This is a genomic window from Delftia sp. PE138, assembly GCF_018320755.1.
Classification (GTDB): domain Bacteria; phylum Pseudomonadota; class Gammaproteobacteria; order Burkholderiales; family Burkholderiaceae_C; genus Comamonas; species Comamonas tsuruhatensis.
In genome coordinates this window covers 534,679-551,270 of sequence record NZ_JABEPN010000004.1, presented here as the reverse complement: position 1 = coordinate 551,270, position 16,592 = coordinate 534,679, and the positions used below count along the sequence as shown (strand labels likewise).

Sequence of the window (16,592 nt, the reverse complement as noted above, 5' to 3'; positions counted from 1 at the left end):
CACACGCGCTATGTGATGCTGGTCAAGCTGGTGGACAAAGACTCGTACACCGTGGCTGCGGCCCTAGCCAGACATGCCAGGAGCCTGCCGCATGAGCTCTACCGCTCCTTGACCTGGGATCGCGGCTCGGAAATGGCGGGGCACAAGCGCTTCACGTTGGCGACCGACATCCAGGTCTACTTCTGCGACCCGCACCATCCATGGCAACGGGGCACCAACGAGAACACGAACGGGTTACTCAGGCAGTACCTTCCCAAAGGCCTGGATCTGTCGGGCTACTCACAGGAGAGCTTGGATGCNATTGCAAGGCAGTTGAACCAGCGTCCCAGGAAGACGCTGGGGTTCAGAACACCTGCTGAAATGTTTGATGAGTGTGTTGCGTTGACCGGTTGAATCCACCGCCAGGAGCGGCCAATGGCCCCAGATGAAAACAGACGCTCAACGTTTGAATTCAGCGGCAGCCGAAGGCTGTCCGCTGGAATTAGTAACGACACCAGCGCGTCCATCGGCTTCTGTGAGGTTCAACGGCCAAAGTAAGCGGCTTGCCTTAGGCAAGTCCGCTTGACTGCTGAGTTATACCCGAAGGCCGGAAGCAAACCAGTGCTACCACAACGATAGTTGGTGGTGCTTGCTGGTAAAGCGCTAGAAACAAAAATGGCTTGAAACCGGCGAAGAGAATGCAGGATCTGTCATTTTTGGACTTCAAATTCTTCAAGTGTCATAGTAATTAGGCCTAACGAAAAAGCTAAGCCGACCGCCGAAGGATGCTCGGCTTGAGCGCCATGTTAGAGCCGGTGGTCACTTGATCTGCGACTTGATTTTGATAAGCAAATCGCTTGGAGCTCCCCAAGACCACTTGCTAACAATGTTGCGCAAGAGAGCCTGCTTTTCCGTCTCATCGACCTTGCCGTCGGCAAGAGCACCTTTCAGAGCATTTCGAATCTCAAAGGCATTGTGGTAGCCTGGGTACAGGTCTTCTACGTTTGAAAAATCAGTCAATGCGGCCGAGAAATTTCCATTTGCGATGTTCTCGAATCCACTACGCTCTGTGTCTTTTGCAGTCACAAATGCATTACTGTTGGGAGAATGCGACGTTATTGACTTGATGACAGCTTCCGTAGTTGCGGCTGATTTCGCTGCATCCGCTTCCGCATATTGAGTTATTGCAATAATAACTTTGTTGAAAGCGTTCATTAAATCTGATGCAGGGATGTCAGGTCGATTGATGGATAATTCGCACAAGCGATAGAGAGATTCCCGGAGGCTAAGGACGTTGGAACTGCGCCCTGGGAGAATAATGACGCTTTGCCCTGCCTGTGCTGATGCTTCACCAACGGCATCCTTTTTCAAAGTACCCTGAAGCTCAAAGTTGTTGCTTGTATCTGGCGCTGGCTCCGCACATACCTTGATTGAGCCAGAATCTGTAGCATCATTCGATGTTCGTACTATGGCTCCTCGTCTGTCTGAACTGTAATTGAGCCAGTACGTACCAGTTTCTTTGATCTGCTCCATCTGGGCAGGTGGAGTAAAGGTACTACAACCTGTCTGCATAGAAATTGCAGCGATCAAGAACAAGAACCCGGTCAGTGTGCGCATTGTGTTCCTCCTTGGTGTGGTAAGGCGCTAACGTAATCTAGACCGCACCAAGCCGCCGGCCATCTCTGGCGTTTGCGGTCTAAATTGGCACGAAAAAACGCGGGAATGGGCTTATAGCCTAGCTTGACGGTGCATATTATGTATGGAAGCACAGTACTAAATTCAACCATGAGACAAGCCTCCTCTCCTGTATTGCGCGCAACACGGTTGCTGAGACCAGGTCCGTGAGCAAATTCGTTACAAACAGTATGACCTACTCACCGAGCAGGCCTATATGCAATGGGTGCGCATGTTCGTGAAATGGCACGGTTTGCGGCATCCACGCGACATGGGGCAGATGGAGATTGGAGGTTTTCTGGCCATCATGGCTGGATGACGCCTTTGGAGCTTCTAGCTGGACGGCAGCTCAGGGTCGAAAACAGGCCATCTCCAAACTAAACTCCATTCCCAGCCATCTCCCGAGTCCCCCGACACCCCGCACCAAACGCCGAACACCCCCAAAACGCCTTCCCAGCCGCAGGCCCTCGCTTGGCAACACGCTGAACCATGGCTTTCCCGCATTGAGGACAGCCGGGTATTGGGGAAGCGGCCGGTCGCATTGTGTGAAAAGTGGGTTCCGTCTTGATGGGCCCGGATACAGGCACGGGGCTCGCCAAAGGGCCAGAAGTCCGGGCCTTGATGGTTGAAGCCGCTCCTGTCTGGGCCTTTGCCTCCTTGAGCAATTTCATGAGCGCGGCGCCGTCCATGAGGTGGATATTCCTCCCTGCAGCAAACGCCACAGCCTCCTGAGTAAATCGGCCAGAAGTCACCACAAAGCCGGCAGCGGCCCCATCAGCCGCCATGACTCCATATAGCTCGCGCACCGTGCAAACGCCCACCTTGAAGGCTTTCCACTGCTTGCATTGCACCAGTGTCTTTTCGCCATCCTTCGAGAGGACCAGGTCCACGCCACCATCGGGACCGTCGCCACCGGTTTCCCTGACGCTGTAGCCGCGCCGCCGAAATTCCTCACCCACCAGCGTTTCAAATTCCCGCCAGGACATGTTCTGCAGCGCATCCGCACTGGAACTGGCCGAGGTGGTTTCGACCAACTGGCTGCGGCGGCGCTTGCGCACGGCGGAAATGGCCGCGCCGCTCAAGCAGATGATGGGCAGGATGTACTGACCACCGGTAGCCAGGCCCTGCCATATGGCTGTTGTGGCCAATTGGCCGATTTGCTGCGGGCTTTGTGCTGCAGGCAGGGGGCGGATGGCAATGGAGCGCAACACCATGTAGCAGGAAACTGCCAATGCAATGCCGACCCACCAGGGCAGCATGGTGATCAGATCCATGAGGTCTTCTGCCGTGCTGGACTTGCTTTTTCTTGCCACTCCTGCGCCTCCCTTGCTTCAATTGCAAAGCATTTTGCGACATTTGAGGACTGAATGCATTCTCTAGTCAATGGGTGTGATGAAATCCATAGAAATTGACAATGGCAATTTTTTCTGAAATAGCAGTCAATTCTTGCTATTTGCTATTGATTGAGTAGCGGGCAATGCAAGCCTGGCCTATGCAACTGCGGAGTCTTGCCGTTTGAGGCAATGGCGCGACCGTGCTCATTGCCGTGAGTCGCGCAGGGGACAGGCTCCTCGGGGTGTGAGGTGGCAATCCGGCGCTGTCCTTATTCCCAGTGCTGTATGAATTTGTGTCACTTGTTTGGGGGACATACAGGGCCATGGCGGCTACCTAGCATCCGGTCGACTGGAGCGCAAAAAGGGGGGCGGGCGATGACTGCGGTGCGGTCATTTCTTCAACGCCGCCGCTTGTTTGCACACCGATTCGAGGCCGAATCCGGCCTTTCACCATCAGGAGCCTTCGCCATGTCCAACCCCGCAAATTCAACGAATGCCTTTACCCCGTCTGCCGATATCTACAAGGGAATCTCCATTCTCAGTTCAGAGGACTGGATCGGGCTGACGACGTTCTTCGAGTCTGCAGTCACCGACAACCCGACCACCACGGAGCTGATGCGCGCCATGCTGGGCATGCAGAAGCAGGATGCTTTCAGGCCGGAGTTTTCCGAAGCGGTGGAGCTGTTCGGCACGCTCAAGGGTGTCGGCCAGAAGTTCAAGGCCGATGTGCAGGACAAGATGCTGACCCTTGCCGACGATATCGTTCAGTACAACGATGTGGCGGCAACCACCTATGAACGGCTGATCGAGCTGGTGGACCGTTTTGATCTGGAGGGGGCACCCACCCCATCGGCGGAGCCGGCAGTGGAAGCGAAATGGAAGGCCCTGGTCAAGGTTTGGGAAAGCGATACGCCCAGCGGGCGTTCGGAGCAGATCAAGCGCAATTTCAGCAGCGCGCTGGAGCAGTTGATTGAAGACGCCAATGCGCGTTCGGTACGTGCCTTCGCGCTGCAGAACTCCATTCTTGACAACGGCAACGGAATACTGATGCGCCTGAATGCCTGCAAGACCGCATTCAATGGACAAAAGCAGAAGTTCACGACCACTCTGGGCGCCGAGGGTGCTGCCAACCAGAAGCTGAAGGCCGCCGTGGAGAAGCTGGAGAACGACTTGAAGGCCCTGCGCCGCAAGGAAAAGGATGAAGTCATCGTGCTGTCCACGTCTCCGGCCTATCTGGCGATTCCGCTTTTCGGGCCGCTGATTCTGGCGGGGGTGGATATCGGTGTGGGTGCGGACCTTGCGGTCACGCGCAGGAAGATTGCCGAGAAGGTGGATGAGGTGAGAACCATCCAGGCCACGATGGCCACGAACGAGCGATTCATCGGCTACTACAACCGAAGCAATGATCGCTTTGACAGCATCAGCAAGAGCATCGAAGACCTGGGTCCCAAGCTCAAGACGCTGGGCGAGGCATGGCGCGCGATTTCTGCCGATCTGGGCAACCTACACAAGGTCTTGAGCACCACCGGACGCAAGTCCCTGCAAGGGGAAAACTGGTTCAGCCTGACGGTGGTGCTGGGCACGGCCAAGAAGGGCTGGGCGCGTGTCGCCGGACAGGCAGACCATTTCCGCCGCTTTGGCGGCACGCCGAAGAAGGCGCAGAGCGTGGACCAACTGGTGGAGCTTGCCAGCAAGAAGGCAGCCTGAGCGATCTGCTCCGGCCTTTGTCCAACCGCTGCACAGGTGCAGTGCCTTACCTGGAATCACCCGCCATGACTTCAGCAATGACTCCCGCGCTCACTGCCGCGACGCCATGCGGCTGAAGCTGGCGAGCGACGTTGCCCAGATCGTGCGCACCGTGAAGATGAGCCTGGAAATCGCCTTTGGCGTCATCGCAGTCGCGGGCAGTGTGGCCGCCCTGTGCGTGGGCGTGCCGCCCGACCCGAAGGCGCTGACCGAGACCGGTCAGAAAGGCGTGCTCGGCCTGAAGGACTTGTACGGGCAGGCCAAGACGCTTGGCGGCAGCATAGACGGCCCGCTCAAGGCGCTGAAGGCCCTGGGCCAGTCGTTTGCCATTCCGCTGCAATGGGCCAGACACAACTCCAGCACGCTCAAGAATCTGGTGGATCCCGCCAAGGGCGCATTGAATGCGGTGCTGCCGGTGATCCGCGGGCCGCTGGGCGGGCTGGATGTCGAGGGGATTTCCCGGGAGCTGGGCGACACCATGCGTGCACTTGCGCTCATGCCGGATGCCAATGAAGCCAAGGCCGCCTGGACGGTGCTGGAGAACGATGCAGTCAACCGGCTGGATCTGGTGCTTGCCACGGAAGGCACCGAGGCGGCCGTGCGCAACGCTGCCAACACCCTCAAGACACAGGTGCAGAAAGTGGCCGTCTATGGCCGCCTGCTGGCTGAGCAAAGCGCATCCAAGAATGCCATTGCCCGTGAGCTTGCCACGCTCAAGCTGGAGTACGTTGCGGTGATCGGCAAGCGCAAGCGCCTGCAGGCGCTGGAGCAGCAGGCGCTGACAGAGCTGGAGCGCAGCTCGCGGCTGCAGGGGGAAATCACCCTCAGGGCAGAAAGTGCGCGCCGCGGCTTCTTCGTGGACTGCTTCGGGGTCCGTGCCGCACAGGCCTACGAGACAGGCAAGCAGCCCGGCCACCGTCTGTCGATGCCGGGCACGGCCGCCGCCATGGCAGATGCACACGCCACCCTGCTGGCAGACCACGCCAGCGCGCAGGCGGCCGATGCCAGGACCCAAGGGGATCTGCGGCGGGAATTGCGGGTCACTGACGCCGCGCTGCTGCAGCAGCTGGCGCATGGGCAGCCCATCAGCCTGTCCATTGCCACCAGCCATCCGGCACTGGCCAGCTACCGCCGCATCCGCCTTTCGTCGGTGCAGGCCTGGCTGGAGTTTGCCGATGCCTCGGCCCAGCGCATCGATATCGACATGGTGACCGGCAGCGACTTTCACGACAGCACGGGCAACGGAGACGAGAGGCTTTTCTGCTCGCCCCTGAAGATCAACTTCACCTACGCCGGCGACCAGATCGAGTTCTCGCAGCATCTGGGAGATGTCTGCCCGACGCCGTTCACGACGTGGCTGATCGAAGTGCTGGAGCCCCGACAGATGCCGGCAGCGCCTCGGGCCCTGCGCCTGTTGATGGCCGGCACTGCCGCCAGATGAGCCGGCTTTTGTGGCTGCCCGCCGCTGCCACGGCGCTGTGCTGCGGTGGCGCCATGGCAGCGAGCTGCCGCGTCGAAGCCGAGCCGGCGCGTGAGCCAGTCGCAAGGCAGGTATGGACCGATATCGCCGAGTTCTCGTTCGTGACCGGGCTTGATCTGGACGATGCCAGCGGCCGCATGACGCTGGTAAGGAGCCTGGAGAGCATGCAGTCGTTCCCTTCGCTGAAGGCGGCATCGGCCGCTTGGGGCACGCTGCGTACCCGTATCGACGGGCTGGCCGATACGGTGCAAAAGCTGGGGCAGGCCGTCGGGCGTTTGCAGCAGCTGTGCGACCAGCTGGATGCCGTTTCGCTGGCTCCCGACGCACCGCTGGACGAGGCCCGATGGAATGCGGGTGTCGCAGCCGTCGAGACGGAGATGGATGCGGCCATTGCGGCGGCTGCACCCGTCGTGGCGCAGCTGGAAAGTCATGCCACGCTGCTTCGCGTGGCCGCCGCGCACCATGCCAGGCAGCCGCCACCGGCAAACGCGGTGGTCCGCCTTGGGCCCGCGCCGCAGGCGATGGCAACGGAATTCAGCACCCTGGCATTGCGCTGGCGGGCCGTGGCCTCCGACCTTGCAAATGCTCGCCGCATCTTGCCGGTGAGGCCGGTGCGTGGTTCATCCGCGCCCTTGATCGCCATGACGGCCGCCATGCGGGAACTGGAACGGATCTCCGCCGAGGCGCACGCACTCTCGGCCCAGCGGCTCAGCAATGCGGAATTTGGGCGCTACGAGACGGGCGACTACCTGTACGACCAATGCCCCATGCTCAAGGACCGCCAATGGGTCGGGCTGCAGAACCTGTATTGGAGCGAAAGGCGCAACGCGGTAGCGCTGCTGCAGGGCACGGGCCTTGTGTCGCCCCCGGGGCTGTACAACGTCAAGCCATGGCAGATTTCCTTCCCGGCCATGATTCTGGGCGCCGACAGATGGAGGTTCATGCGCACCGGCAAGGGCTACTGGCTGGTCCAGAATGCGGCGTTCGGACCGGGCACCATGGCGCTCGATGTCACCAGCGTGGCGGGGAAACCGCATCTTGAACTGAAGATGACGGCGTCGGCGGGAGACTCGCCACGCTTCAGCGGCCAGCAATGGCGCTGTGCGCCCAGTGACCTGCCGGGTCAGTTCCATCTCTACAACCGCTTCCTGTCGGATGCCGTCGTGCTGGATACGGCCAATAACAATGGCATTGCCGTCATGCTGCCGGCCACCAGCCGCTCCTCTGGCCAGTATTGGCGTGTGATTGATCGGTAAGAGGCGCTTGGGGGCAGGACCCCCTTGATCTCAACCGCACTTGAGGTTGCATGCTCCAGGCTTCTCGTCGCCATGGCACTGCGCCATGGCCGGCGCAGACCCTGCAACCAAGAAGCATCCATGCCCCATCAAGATTCCCTCACGCTGGACGATCAGGTCCGGCCGACGACCACCGAGAGCTGGTCCATCCTGTCCTCCCCCTACCGCCTGACGACGATCGGCATCGTCTCGCTGGTGGCCTTGATTGCCTTTGAGGCCCTGGCCGTGGCCACCGCCATGCCGGCCGTGGCCCGCGCGCTCGATGGGGTGCCGCTGTATGCGGTTGCGTTTGGCGTGACCCTGGCCACCAGCGTAGTGGGCATGACGGTGGCCGGCGGCTGGTGCGACGCGCGCGGGCCGGCGGCGCCGCTGTGGTCTGGCATGGCGTGTTTTGTGGCGGGGTTGCTGCTGGCGGGCTTTGCGCCTTCCATGCCGGTGTTTCTGGCGGGGCGGCTGGTTCAGGGGCTGGGGGCCGGTGGCATGTCGGTGGCGCTGTACGTGCTGGTGGGCCGGCGGTATCCCGAGGCACTGCGGCGGCGCATTTTTGCGGCGTTTGCCACGGCCTGGGTGGTGCCCGCGCTGGTGGGGCCGGCGTTGAGCGGCCTGGTGGTGGAGCACCTGGGCTGGCGCTGGGTGTTCCTGGGCGTGCCCCTGCTGGCCTTGCCGGCCGGGGCGATGCTGCGCCCGGCGCTCCAGGGCCTGGGCGGCCATGGCCGGGGCATGCAGGGCGGTGTGCGGCGCGGGCTGTGGGCCCTGGGCGCGGCCACGGGCATCTGCCTTCTGTATGTGGGCGGGCAGAGGCAATCGGCGGGCGCCTTGGGGGCGGTGGCGGTGGCCGCGGCCTTGTCACTGGTCTGCACCTGGAAGCTCTTGCCGGCCGGCACGCTGCGCGCCGGGCGCGGGCTGCCCAGCGTGATCGCCTTGCGCGGGCTGGTGTTTGCAGCGTTCTTCGGGGCCGAGGCGTTCCTGCCGCTGGTGCTGGCGCGCGAGCACGGGCTGTCAGCGCCCATGGCGGGGCTGGTGCTGAGCGCGGGTGCGCTGGGCTGGTGTTCCGCTTCCTGGTACCAGGGACACAGCCGCAACGGCTGGAGCCGCCACCGCTTCCTGCGTGTGGGCACCAGCGCGGTGCTGGCGGGCGTGCTGCTGACGGCATCCGTGGCCTGGCCGGCCGTGCCCGTGTGGGTGGCGGTGGTGGGCTGGATCGTGTCGGGGCTGGGCATGGGCCTGCTCTCGGCAAGCCTGTCGGTGCTCACGCTGTCCATGTCCGCGCCCGGCGAGCAGGGCGCCAACAGCTCGGCCCTGCAGCTGTGCGAGGCCATTGCCGTGGCAGCCACCCTGGCGATTGGTGGATCGCTGTTCGCGGCCTTGCTGGAGACTTCGGCCCATGCGGCCTATCTGGCGAATTTTGGGGTTGCGGCCGGGGCGGCGGTGCTGGCGGCGGTGATCGTGGGGCGAACGGGTACGCGGCAGGTGTTTGTGGGGTGAGTTGGCAGGAGGCTGATCCAGCCGCAGGCGGGGGTATCCACAGTCTTTTTAGTGCCATGGGGGCGAGGTCTGGGCTCGGGTTTGGCGCAGGCACCGCTGCGCGGACGGGGTGCCGATTGCTCACGCGATGGAGCGGCAGAAGGAGCGACAAACCGTGGGCTATCATCATCCGTCAGGTCCATCCGCGTAACAGCCGTCTGTTGCGCTGGCAGTGCGGCCTGCAACGTCTGGAGAGCGGCTATGACCACCACTACGCACTATGAGAACGCCAATTTTCTGCGTGAACTTGCGGAGAACCTGCCACGTATCCTCCCCACCAGTGGCTCCGACAAGATGGAGCTGCTGCAGCGCCTGGCGGATGAGGAACTGGCCCAGGCGGAATATGACGATTGGGTGCGCGCGAAGGTGGCAGTCGCCCGTTCGGACAAACAGACCGGGATGAGTACGGATCAGGTGCGGCAACTCCTGCGGGATCGTGCCGAGGAGTTGCGTGGTGGCGCATAGGGTCGACTGGCGTCCGCCTGCAATTGAGGATATGCGGGCGCTTTTTGAATATTTGCTCGAGCATGCTTCGCTGTGGGACGCGGAGAACGTCACGGAGCAAGTGCTGCGCTCCACAGACCGCCTTGCCGAGTTTCCGCGTTTGTATGAAGCTGATCCGCGCTATGGCGATGGTGTCCGCCGCGTCAGTGTTGCCGGTCAGAACCTTTTGTATGAGGTGGAGGACCAAACGCAAACTGTCAATATCCTCGCCGTAGTTGGGCAACGCCAACAACCTCGGCTGAAGAAGTGCTGATCGCCCGAACGGGGTCGGCAATGCACCCGGCCGACTGGATGCCGCATTCCTCCGCCCCGTCTCCTCACCGCAATTTGAAGATGGCTTTGTTCGTGTCGAATAGGGAGGAATGCCCGGGACAGGGTCGTCGATTCTGTCTCTGTAGGACGTGCGCGCAGGGGCTGGCGCGCCACGGGACCACGCCTTGCCCTGTGGCGCCTGTGCTGTGATGGCGGCTTGTCCAACCAACGCACAGGAGAAACACATGTCCGAGAAAACCGCTTCCGTCCATTGGGAAGGTGCAGGCAAGACCGGCCAGGGCCGCATCAGCACGGAGACCGGCGCGCTCAAGGACCATCCCTACGGGTTCGGCAGCCGCTTCGGGGATGACCGCAAGGGAACGAATCCCGAGGAGATCGTGGGCGCCGCACATGCGGCGTGTTTCACGATGGCCTTTGCCTTTGCCTGCGAGAAGGCGGGCATCGCCACCGAGATGCTGGACACCACGGCCAAGGTCCGGCTTGCCAAGGATGGCGAAGGCTTCAAGATCGACCGCATTGCCCTCACGCTGCAGGCCAAGGTGCCCGGCATCGACGATGCGCAGTTCCAGAAAATCGCACAGGAGGCCAAGTCCCAGTGCCCGCTGTCCAAGGCACTGGCAGGCGTGCCCGAGGTGACCCTGGTGGCCACGCTGCTGCATTGAACGCGCAGGCCCTTTGGGCCTTTGCCGCGCGGTGACGCGGCTTCAATCCTCCAGTACCAGCCTTCCCCGCATGGGCAGCGCATGCGAGGGATACGAGCAGAAGTAGGTATAGCTCTCGCCCTTGCGCAGGCGCGCCACGGGGAAGGTGACCGAGGCATGCTCACCGCCCGACAGCATTTGCGTGGCGGCGATGACGCGTGCGTCGGCGTGGTCCACCCAGGCCCGGTCGGGGCCGGCGCGCATGCCGTCGGCGATCACGGCGTCGATGTCGGCGCTGCGGGCCAGCACCCAGTTGTGCCCGGCTTCCTGCCAGGGCTTCCTGCCTGTGTGGACCAGGTGGACGGTGAAGTTCTCGCAGCGCACGCTGACGCGGATTTCGGCCAGGCTGAAGCGTTTGCCGGGCTGGCCTTCAATGGTGGTTTCGCAGGCGGGATGGGCCACGCTGGATGCGGGCGTGGGGTGGGCATGCTGGGCCTGGGCGTTCAGGCAGAAGGCGGCCAGCAAGGCAGCGGCGGCGGTGATGCGGGTATGCATTCGGAATCTCCAAAAAAGCGGATGGATCTGGAATCGGGGACCGGGCTCAGGCCGCAGCCGTCAGCCCGTCTACGATGACCTGGGGAAGGCCCTGGGAGCAGGGCTCCACCCGGGCCTGCACGCCGTAGACGTGGGCCAGCAGGGCGGGGGTGATGGCCTGGGCGGGCGGGCCGTCGGCCAGCAGCTGGCCTTGCTTGAGCACGATGACGCGGTCGGCGTGGCGCAGGGCGGCGCCCAGGTCGTGCAGCACGACCAGGGTGGTCATGCCGTGGCGGCGCGTTTGCTCGCGCACCAGCTGCATGACGTGGAACTGGTGGTTGAGGTCCAGGGCGGACAAGGGTTCGTCCAGCAGCAGCACGCGCGGTTCGCGGATCAGGGCCTGGGCCAGGCCTGCAAGCTGGGACTGGCCGCCAGACAGCTCATCCAGGTGGCGCATGGCCAGGTGGGCGATGCCCAGGTGCTCAAGCAGGGCGGCAGCCTGGGTGACCGCATCCGGGGAGCCGGCCTGCTGCGGGCGCGTGGTGTGTGGCGAGGCCTTGCGCGCGGCCAGCAGTGATTCGATGACGCGCAGGTGCACGGCGGCCGGCAGGGCCTGGGGCAGGTAGACGATGCGGCGCGCGCGCTCGGCCAGGCTGGCGTGCTGCAGTTCCTGGCCTTCCAGCGTGATGCTGCCCTGGGCGCGCACCAGGCCGGCCAGGGCACGCAGCAGGGTGGATTTGCCGCTGCCGTTGGGCCCCAGCACCACGGTGAGCGTGCCGGCGCGCAGCGGGGCGATGTCCAGCGATTCGATGACGCGTCGGCGCCCGTAGGCGACGCTGAGACCCTCGATCTGCAGACCATCTTGCGTGAGAGGTGGCAGATAGGTGGGTGCGAAGTGCGGGGTATTCAGGGAGGTGTTCAGGGTGGTGCTCATGTCTGCCCCCGCGTGCGCAACACGATGGCCAGAAAGAAGGGAATGCCCACCAGCGAGGTGACGATGCCCACCGGGATGATCACGCCCGGGATCAGCGTCTTGGACGCCACCGAGGCCAGCGACAGCACCAGCGCGCCGATGAGGGCGGCGGCGGGCAGGTAGAAGCGGTGGTCATCCCCCACCATGCGGCGCGCGATGTGCGGTGCCACCAGGCCGATGAAGCCGATGCTGCCCACAAAGGCCACGGACAGCGCGGCCAGCAGGCTGATGCGCAGCAGGGCGCCCAGGCGCAGTCGGCGCACGTCCACGCCAAAGCTGGCGGCACGGTCCTCGCCCAGGCGCAAGGCGGTGAGGCGCCAGGCGTTGAGCAGCGAGAACGGCAGCACCAGGGCCAGCGCGGCGGCCAGCCCGGCCACCTTGGGCCAGGTGGCGCGCGAGAGGCTTCCCATGGTCCAGAAGACCAGGCCCTGCAGTGCCTCGGCCGTGGCCACGAACTGGAGCAAAGAGACCAGGGCGTTGAAGCTGAACACCAGGGCAATGCCGAACAGCACCACGCCCGATGCGCTCATGCCGCCCCAGCGCGCCACCAGGTCCAGCAGCAGGGCCGAGGCCATGGCGAACAGGAAGGCGTTGGCAGGCACTGCCCAGGCCGTGGGCACGCCGGGCAGGCTCCAGTCCAGCACGATGGCCAGGGCCGCGCCAAAGGCGGCGGCCGAGGACAGGCCCAGCGTGAACGGGCTGGCCAGCGGGTTGGCCAGCACGGTCTGCATCTCGGCGCCGGCCAGGCCCAGGGACAGGCCCACGGCCACGGCCATCAAGGCGTAGGGCAGGCGAATGTCCCAGACGATGACGCGCAGCGCAGGCGGCGCCTGGTCGGCATGGCCCAGGGTGGCGATCAACTGGTCCAGCGCCAGCCCGGAGGGGCCGGTGGTGAAGTCCAGCAGCAGCGCGCCCACGATGGCCGCAGCCAGCAGGGCCAGCACCAGCACGCGCATGGCGGTCAGGCGCCGGTAGCCCCTGGCCAGCGGTGCTGCATTGGCGGCCGGGCTGGCGAGCTCCACGGGCAGGTCGGCGGCCATGTTCATCGCGCGGCTCCGCTGGCCGCTGTGGCCGCTGCCTTGGCAGGTGCATCGCCCCAGAAGGCGCCGTGCATGGGCAGGACGGGCAGGAAGCGGCGGTTGATCTCGTCCAGTGTGGCCTGGGGATCGATGTCGCCAAAGCGCTCTGGGTAGAACCACTTGGCCATGGCCTCGATGGCCAGGATGTTGGTGGGCGCGTCGTAGAAGTTGTGCCACAGGCCGTGGGCGCGGCCCTGGCGAACGGCGCTCAGCACCTCGAAACCGGGGCGCGCGGTCAGCGTCTGCAGGCTGGCCGAAAGGTCGGCCGGCGCCACGCCGCTGCCGGCCTTGAGCATGAGGCGGTTGCTCTGCGGGCGGCTGCCGGTGGCGATGTAGACCTCGGGGTCGGCGGCGATCAGGGCTTCCTGGTGCATGTCGCCTATGGCGCCGGGCACCTTGCCGGCCGCGACGTTGATGCCGCCGGCCGCCTCGATGAATTCGCCCATGTTGCCCTTGCCCACGGTGTGGCAGCAGCCGTCCCAGACGCCGGCCAGCAGCTCGGCGAAGACGCGCGGGCGCTGGCTGGTGGGAATGCCCTCCACCCGCTGGCGCACCTGCTGCAGGTGCTGCTCGTAGAAGCGCGCATAGGCCTCGGCCTGTTCCTCGCGGTGCACGGCCTTGCCCAGGATGCGCATGCTGGCCAGGGTGTTGCGCACGGGCTGGGCGCGAAAGTCGATGAAGACCACGGGCACGCCGGCCTTCTTGAGATCGTTGACCAGGCCGCTCTGGCGCCCCGGACCATGTCCGCCCAGGCCGAAGATGGCGATGTCGGGCCGGGTGGAGACCGATTGCTCGGCGCTGACGCTGTCTTCCGAGGTGCGGCCGATGACCGGGATGCGGTCTATGGCCGGGAAGCGGCGCCGGTAGTCGGCATAGCCGTTGGGGTCGGCGAAGGGCAGCTCGCCCTGCCACCCGGCGATGCGGGCCAGCGGCTGGTCACCCTCGATCAGGGCCAGGGCGTAGAGGAAGCGGCCCTCGCCCAGCAGGATGCGCTCCACCTTGGCGGGGATTTCGACCGTGCGGCCGACGATGTCGACCACGGTGGCGGCCGGTGCATTGGCAGCGGTGCCGGCAGGCGAGGCCGCAAGCGCGGAGGCGGACAGCAGGGCGGCGGCGCAGGCTGCGGCCAGCGCCAGCAGGGCGCGGCGTGTGGTGAGACGTTGGATGGATGTCATGGTGTGGCCCCTGCTCAGAAGGACAGGTCCAGGCCCGCCGTGTAGGTGCGGCCCGCGCCCGGCACGCCGTAGAGCTGGAAGCCGTCCAGCGAGGCGCCGATGCGGCTCCAGTAGAAGCGGTTGGTGAGGTTGTTGATGTTGAAGCGGGCCGTGAGCTGGCGGTTGATGCGCCAGCTCAGCGCCAGGTTCTGCACGAAGTAGCTGGGCGCTTTCTCGTGGTCGGCCACATAGATGAGGTGCACGCCGTTGGGACCGTTGACGGTGCTGGACGTATTGTTCTGGCCGCCCACCATGACGTTGTCCGTATAGCGGCGCTCGCCCACGTACTGCGCGCCCCAGCTCAGGGTGACGGCGGGCGTGACCAGGAAGGAGGTCCAGACGCTGCCGCTCCAGTCGGGCACGTTCCTGGCCTCGGCACCTTCGTTCGCGCCCTTGGTGAGGCGGCTCTTCAAGTGGGACAGGCCGGCGTACACCGACCAGCGCGGCGTGATCTCGCTCTGGGCGCCCAGCTCGAAACCCTGCACCCGCTTGGCGGGCAGGGCGCGCACGGGCGAGACGCTGTCGGGGCTGTACTCCCACGATTCGCTCAGCTCGGTGCGGAACACGGCGCCGGTCAGCGACAGGCGCCCGCCCAGCACGTCCCACTTGCTGCCTGCCTCCCAGGTTCGTGACAGGGCCGGCGCATAGGCCAGCTGGGCGGCCGTGCCGTAGACGCCGTTGTTCGTGGTCACGCCCATGGCCGAGGGCTGGGCCGCGCGGCTGTAGGAGACATAGATGGAGCCCTCGCTGGCCGGCTTGTAGACCAGGCCCAGGCGGCCGCTGAGCGCGCCGTCCGTGCGGCTGGCGCCGCCGTTGTTCGCCTGCCAGCGGTCGTAGCGCAGCGCCGTCTGGGCCTGCCAGCGCGGCGAGAAGGTGATGGTGTCGTTCACATACACGCCCGCGTTCTGCACCGTGGCGCGCGCGCTGCCCGCGCCCACCACCGTGGGCGTGCCCGGGAAGATGGTGGCCGGGTCGGCCATGTCGAAGCCCAGCGTCCCGGTGGGCAGGTCCATGCTGCGCTCGCGGTCGCCATAGGTCTCGCGGTACAGCTCCAGCCCTGCCGTGAGGTCGTGCTTGAAACCTGCCGTCTCGAAACTGGTGCGCACATCGGTCTGGTTGTTGGCGATGGTGTAGCGCTTGGACACGGACACCGAGGCCAGGCGCAGCGAGGCATTGGCGCCCGTGGTGTCCACCAGGCCGTAGTCGCCATAGGACAGGATGCCGCCCGGCGCCGTCACCAGCCCGCCCAGGCCCACATAGCCCAGCGAGTTCTTGCTGCTGCCGCTGTTGAAGCGCGCGGGCGCCAGCACGCTCCAGTTGTCCGAGCGCTCGTAGCGGAACTGGTTGCGCACCGTGGTCGTGGGCGAGAGGTCATGCTCCACGCGGGCCGTCGCCATATCCGTGCGCGACTGCTGGGTGTAGAGGTTGGAGGCGCCGTACCAGGCATTGCGCGGCACGCCCGGCATCAACTGGCCGCCCGTGCCGCGCTGAATGGGCAGGCCGCCATCGGGCATGTTGTCGTCCACCTGGTGGAAGACGTTGACCACGGTGCGCGTGGAAGTGCCCAGGCCGTGGGCGAACGAGGCTGCCACGCCGTAGCGGTCATAGTCCACCACGTTGCGGCCGGCCACGTCGTTCTGATGCTTCATGAGGTTCAGGCGCACGGCGCCGGTCTCGCCCACGCTGCGGTTCAGGTCGGCCGTGGCGCGGCGGTAGCCATCGCTGCCCACGCCCACCGAGCTGTTGTAGAACGTGTCGCGCCTGGCTTCCTTGCTGACCAGGTTGACGCTGCCGCCCACGGCGGACACGCCAGACTCCACCGAGCCTGTGCCCTTGTAGACCTCGGCCTGCTCCAGGTTGAAGGTGTCGGTGCGGCTGGCCATGCCGCCGTCGCGCACGCCGTCGATGGTGATGGCCTGCTCGGCCGAGAAGCCCCGGATGGTGAAGAAATCTCCCCAGCCCAGATTGCCCTCGCCCGAGGTGAAGGTGATGCCGGGCACGTTCTGCAGCACCTCCTGCAGGCTCTGGGCGTTTTGCTCGCGGATCAGCTCGGCCGGCACCACGTTGATGCTTTGCGGCGTGTCGCGCAGCGGCTGGGTGAGCTTGGGCGACTGCACGGCGGCGGGCTGGTAGGCAGGCGCCTCACGCGTGGAGCGGACCTCGACCGTGCCCAGGGGCGATGCCGGAGCGGCCGCAGTCTGGGCCACGGCCAGGGTGGAGAAGGCGCCCAGCGTCAGCGCAAGGTTGGTGGACAGGGCCGGAGGGAAACTGTTGGAGTGCTGAGAAGACATGGCGACGAATCACTAGAATGAAAATCGTTCTTATTGACGAGCAGGACTCTA

Annotated in this window: 17 protein-coding genes; 9 read left to right on the top strand and 8 right to left on the bottom strand. The window is 64.7% G+C overall.

Features of this window, described 5'->3' with window-relative positions:
• The coding region (locus HFGMBDPB_RS17485; protein WP_212645893.1) for an IS30 family transposase at positions 1-393 on the top strand (393 nt) is incomplete at its 5' end.
• Between the two features lie 128 nt (positions 394-521).
• Here the strand turns inward: HFGMBDPB_RS17485 and HFGMBDPB_RS30075 are convergent.
• Positions 522-596, bottom strand: coding sequence for a DUF1010 domain-containing protein (locus tag HFGMBDPB_RS30075; RefSeq protein ID WP_442874099.1), 75 nt, complete (start codon positions 594-596; stop codon positions 522-524).
• A 202-nt stretch (positions 597-798) separates the two neighbouring features.
• On the bottom strand, positions 799-1,596 hold the full coding sequence (locus HFGMBDPB_RS17480) for a hypothetical protein (protein ID WP_212645892.1): 798 nt from the start codon (positions 1,594-1,596) through the stop codon (positions 799-801).
• Positions 1,597-1,870: 274 nt separating this feature from the next.
• Between HFGMBDPB_RS17480 and HFGMBDPB_RS29775 the strand changes: the two genes are divergently transcribed.
• A complete protein-coding gene (locus tag HFGMBDPB_RS29775; protein ID WP_237426798.1) occupies positions 1,871-1,972 on the top strand; it encodes a hypothetical protein in 102 nt (33 codons plus the stop codon).
• Positions 1,973-2,030: 58 nt separating this feature from the next.
• Here HFGMBDPB_RS29775 and HFGMBDPB_RS17470 read toward each other — a convergent pair whose 3' ends face one another.
• On the bottom strand, positions 2,031-2,966 hold the full coding sequence (locus HFGMBDPB_RS17470; protein ID WP_212645891.1) for a restriction endonuclease: 936 nt from the start codon (positions 2,964-2,966) through the stop codon (positions 2,031-2,033).
• A gap of 489 nt (positions 2,967-3,455) precedes the next feature.
• Here HFGMBDPB_RS17470 and HFGMBDPB_RS17465 point away from each other — a divergent pair, with 489 nt between their 5' ends.
• From HFGMBDPB_RS17465 to HFGMBDPB_RS17435, 7 genes are all read left to right on the top strand, one after another.
• Positions 3,456-4,694, top strand: a complete 1,239-nt coding sequence (locus tag HFGMBDPB_RS17465; protein WP_212645890.1) for an alpha-xenorhabdolysin family binary toxin subunit A — start codon at positions 3,456-3,458, stop codon at positions 4,692-4,694.
• 106 nt (positions 4,695-4,800) lie between these two features.
• The gene (locus HFGMBDPB_RS17460; RefSeq protein ID WP_249343491.1) at positions 4,801-6,174 is read left to right on the top strand and encodes a hypothetical protein; all 1,374 of its coding nucleotides are present in this window, start codon (positions 4,801-4,803) and stop codon (positions 6,172-6,174) included.
• The gene (locus HFGMBDPB_RS17455) at positions 6,171-7,469 is read left to right on the top strand and encodes an RICIN domain-containing protein (RefSeq protein WP_212645889.1); all 1,299 of its coding nucleotides are present in this window, start codon (positions 6,171-6,173) and stop codon (positions 7,467-7,469) included. Before HFGMBDPB_RS17460 ends, HFGMBDPB_RS17455 begins: the two co-directional genes overlap by 4 nt.
• A 120-nt stretch (positions 7,470-7,589) precedes the next feature.
• On the top strand, positions 7,590-8,993 hold the full coding sequence (locus HFGMBDPB_RS17450) for an MFS transporter (protein ID WP_212645888.1): 1,404 nt from the start codon (positions 7,590-7,592) through the stop codon (positions 8,991-8,993).
• Between the two features lie 240 nt (positions 8,994-9,233).
• Complete coding sequence (locus tag HFGMBDPB_RS17445) at positions 9,234-9,497, top strand: plasmid stabilization protein (RefSeq protein WP_209801772.1); 264 nt, start codon at positions 9,234-9,236, stop codon at positions 9,495-9,497.
• The gene (locus HFGMBDPB_RS17440) at positions 9,487-9,789 is read left to right on the top strand and encodes a type II toxin-antitoxin system RelE/ParE family toxin (protein ID WP_212645887.1); all 303 of its coding nucleotides are present in this window, start codon (positions 9,487-9,489) and stop codon (positions 9,787-9,789) included. Before HFGMBDPB_RS17445 ends, HFGMBDPB_RS17440 begins: the two co-directional genes overlap by 11 nt.
• 244 nt (positions 9,790-10,033) lie before the next feature.
• Positions 10,034-10,471: an OsmC family protein gene (locus tag HFGMBDPB_RS17435; RefSeq protein WP_016447025.1), complete on the top strand. Its 438-nt coding sequence runs from the start codon at positions 10,034-10,036 to the stop codon at positions 10,469-10,471.
• 42 nt (positions 10,472-10,513) lie between these two features.
• On the opposite strand, the gene azu is transcribed toward HFGMBDPB_RS17435, so the two are convergent.
• Genes azu through HFGMBDPB_RS17410 form a run of 5 tightly spaced genes read right to left on the bottom strand, consistent with a single transcriptional unit; the run spans position 10,514 to position 16,541 of the window.
• Positions 10,514-11,005: an azurin gene (azu, locus tag HFGMBDPB_RS17430; RefSeq protein ID WP_212645886.1), complete on the bottom strand. Its 492-nt coding sequence runs from the start codon at positions 11,003-11,005 to the stop codon at positions 10,514-10,516.
• A 46-nt stretch (positions 11,006-11,051) separates the two neighbouring features.
• Positions 11,052-11,918: an ABC transporter ATP-binding protein gene (locus tag HFGMBDPB_RS17425; protein WP_249343489.1), complete on the bottom strand. Its 867-nt coding sequence runs from the start codon at positions 11,916-11,918 to the stop codon at positions 11,052-11,054.
• The gene (locus tag HFGMBDPB_RS17420) at positions 11,915-13,003 is read right to left on the bottom strand and encodes a FecCD family ABC transporter permease (RefSeq protein WP_212645885.1); all 1,089 of its coding nucleotides are present in this window, start codon (positions 13,001-13,003) and stop codon (positions 11,915-11,917) included. Before HFGMBDPB_RS17420 ends, HFGMBDPB_RS17425 begins: the two co-directional genes overlap by 4 nt.
• Positions 13,000-14,211: an ABC transporter substrate-binding protein gene (locus HFGMBDPB_RS17415; protein ID WP_047219738.1), complete on the bottom strand. Its 1,212-nt coding sequence runs from the start codon at positions 14,209-14,211 to the stop codon at positions 13,000-13,002. Before HFGMBDPB_RS17415 ends, HFGMBDPB_RS17420 begins: the two co-directional genes overlap by 4 nt.
• A gap of 14 nt (positions 14,212-14,225) precedes the next feature.
• Complete coding sequence (locus HFGMBDPB_RS17410) at positions 14,226-16,541, bottom strand: TonB-dependent receptor (RefSeq protein WP_212645884.1); 2,316 nt, start codon at positions 16,539-16,541, stop codon at positions 14,226-14,228.
• Between the last annotated feature and the right edge of the window lie 51 nt (positions 16,542-16,592).

What these genes read in the sequence shown, in the direction of transcription:
- HFGMBDPB_RS17480 (WP_212645892.1), bottom strand. Translation starts at nt 1,596, where the DNA reads ATGCGCACACTGACCGGGTTCTTGTTCTTGATCGCTGCAATTTCTATG.
- HFGMBDPB_RS29775 (WP_237426798.1), top strand. Translation starts at nt 1,871, where the DNA reads ATGCAATGGGTGCGCATGTTCGTGAAATGGCACGGTTTGCGGCATCCA.
- HFGMBDPB_RS17465 (WP_212645890.1), top strand. Translation starts at nt 3,456, where the DNA reads ATGTCCAACCCCGCAAATTCAACGAATGCCTTTACCCCGTCTGCCGAT.
- HFGMBDPB_RS17460 (WP_249343491.1), top strand. Translation starts at nt 4,801, where the DNA reads ATGCGGCTGAAGCTGGCGAGCGACGTTGCCCAGATCGTGCGCACCGTG.
- HFGMBDPB_RS17455 (WP_212645889.1), top strand. Translation starts at nt 6,171, where the DNA reads ATGAGCCGGCTTTTGTGGCTGCCCGCCGCTGCCACGGCGCTGTGCTGC.
- HFGMBDPB_RS17450 (WP_212645888.1), top strand. Translation starts at nt 7,590, where the DNA reads ATGCCCCATCAAGATTCCCTCACGCTGGACGATCAGGTCCGGCCGACG.
- HFGMBDPB_RS17445 (WP_209801772.1), top strand. Translation starts at nt 9,234, where the DNA reads ATGACCACCACTACGCACTATGAGAACGCCAATTTTCTGCGTGAACTT.
- HFGMBDPB_RS17435 (WP_016447025.1), top strand. Translation starts at nt 10,034, where the DNA reads ATGTCCGAGAAAACCGCTTCCGTCCATTGGGAAGGTGCAGGCAAGACC.
- azu (WP_212645886.1), bottom strand. Translation starts at nt 11,005, where the DNA reads ATGCATACCCGCATCACCGCCGCCGCTGCCTTGCTGGCCGCCTTCTGC.
- HFGMBDPB_RS17425 (WP_249343489.1), bottom strand. Translation starts at nt 11,918, where the DNA reads ATGAGCACCACCCTGAACACCTCCCTGAATACCCCGCACTTCGCACCC.
- HFGMBDPB_RS17420 (WP_212645885.1), bottom strand. Translation starts at nt 13,003, where the DNA reads ATGAACATGGCCGCCGACCTGCCCGTGGAGCTCGCCAGCCCGGCCGCC.
- HFGMBDPB_RS17415 (WP_047219738.1), bottom strand. Translation starts at nt 14,211, where the DNA reads ATGACATCCATCCAACGTCTCACCACACGCCGCGCCCTGCTGGCGCTG.
- HFGMBDPB_RS17410 (WP_212645884.1), bottom strand. Translation starts at nt 16,541, where the DNA reads ATGTCTTCTCAGCACTCCAACAGTTTCCCTCCGGCCCTGTCCACCAAC.